This is a genomic window from Vibrio sp. OPT24, assembly GCF_015163545.1.
Taxonomy (GTDB): Bacteria; Pseudomonadota; Gammaproteobacteria; order Enterobacterales; family Vibrionaceae; genus Vibrio; species Vibrio cyclitrophicus.
The window spans coordinates 1-1,632 of the sequence record NZ_JADDYI010000012.1 but is presented as its reverse complement, the minus strand read 5'-3'; the positions used below and the strand labels follow the sequence as shown (position 1 = coordinate 1,632).

Sequence of the window (1,632 nt, the reverse complement as noted above, 5' to 3'; positions counted from 1 at the left end):
CGCAACGCGTGGCATTTTTACTATGCGTTGGTTTTAGTGTTTAAGGTGGTATGCGGCGGCCTTTGTATTGCGTTGCTCACACCTTAACAGGGCGTTATGGCACTCGCCAGATTCAGGCTTAGGAGGAATATTGAAAAATTTAGTATCGGCATGTTCAACTGAAGTTGGCATTGCGACAGAAGTGTTTTCAGTTTTGCGAGCAGCTAAGTTTGGTTATCAACAGTATCGTATGGAACAGTTCTTACAAAGCATACAGCTTTGTACTGATCGAATGACAGAAGATGAGCGCTTAGAGTTTAGAAATCGGTGTTTAAGTGACACAGGGAAAAGGGTCGCGGCAGATTTTGCTTCTGCTGTTACAGATACCCCCTGCGATGTTGTTTTGGCTACTTATGCACTATTATTTTCTTCTGATCCAGATTTCGATTTTACCGAAACACAAATTGAACGATTTGTATCATCCACAAAAGGGCTAAATACTAGGAAAACAGAGTTTTTTATAAAACTTTGTTCACTAAACCCTAGCGATCCAGAAATGATTTATCCTATGTACAGCTTAAGTAGCCATAATAATTATGGTGTAGATCTTATTTTTGATATGGATGAAATATATGCGTATACGCAAGAGTTCTATCATAGAGGGTTGATATTGCCGGACCCTCAAGCAAGTATAAATGTCAGCCAAATGGGCGGGTTTCCTGGAAAAGGAGAGTGGCTAATTAGATTTGGTATTAGTGATATATTAGACCGATACTCGAAATTGTTAGCTAAAGCAGAGTACTTGATAAGGAAATAGTGCCATAACAAGCAATTTAAGAGTGATTCCCCACGCTTGGCATTTTTGGTTTGGGTCTAGTTTAGTGTTTACGGTGTTCAAATTGAGTTCCGTGGTAGCGTGGCTCACACCTTAATTGGGCGTTATACAACCGAGGCAAGCAGTGTGGCTGATAAATATAGCCAAGTAATTCCGCACAACAATCCCGTGACATAAAGCCTCATTGGAAAGTATGAGTTTCTTATATTTTTTTTAATGATGTTTGGAATATCTTTACTTAGATAAACTATCAGGGTTGGTGCTCCGGATAGTAGAAACAACAAAACTGCTCGAATAATTAGGTGTTCTGAAGAAAAAAAGTGATAACCCGAATTTAGTATGTATTTAGTTAACCATGTCCCTAGCAACGAACCAAAAGCAATAGTAGTAAAGGCTAGGTAGCTCATTAAGGAGCAAATCTTTGAGACAATGACTTGCTTATCTAGCAGCATAAACCTCCATACGATTGCTAGACAAGTTACTTGTAGGTACAGGATTACAGACAATACGGTTTCGGTCTTATCTGAGAATGAAGCATCAATAAGTTGTTGGACTGGAAATATGAGTGTTGTGCTAAAAGCTATAACCATTAACACAATGAATTTAATCATAGGTTTCTTGAATTTTTCCATGGATGGGGGCTTAAAACTGTTGACCTATCACATATATGAGGCTGAGACTTAAAAAATCAACCACTTGCATAACAAACAATTTAAGAGTGATTCTGTAGTTGACCCGATCTAATGGACACCTTCAATTGTAATTGGAGGTGATTATGCCAGCTTATAAATCAGGTAAAAAAACTCAACAATATCTTA

The 1,632-nt window shown here is 38.2% G+C and carries 1 protein-coding gene; it reads left to right on the top strand.

Annotated features, from left to right (window positions below; genetic code table 11):
• Positions 1-130: 130 nt before the first annotated feature.
• On the top strand, positions 131-796 hold the full coding sequence (locus tag IQO02_RS03055) for a hypothetical protein (protein ID WP_016793474.1): 666 nt from the start codon (positions 131-133) through the stop codon (positions 794-796).
• The last annotated feature ends 836 nt before the right edge of the window (positions 797-1,632 follow it).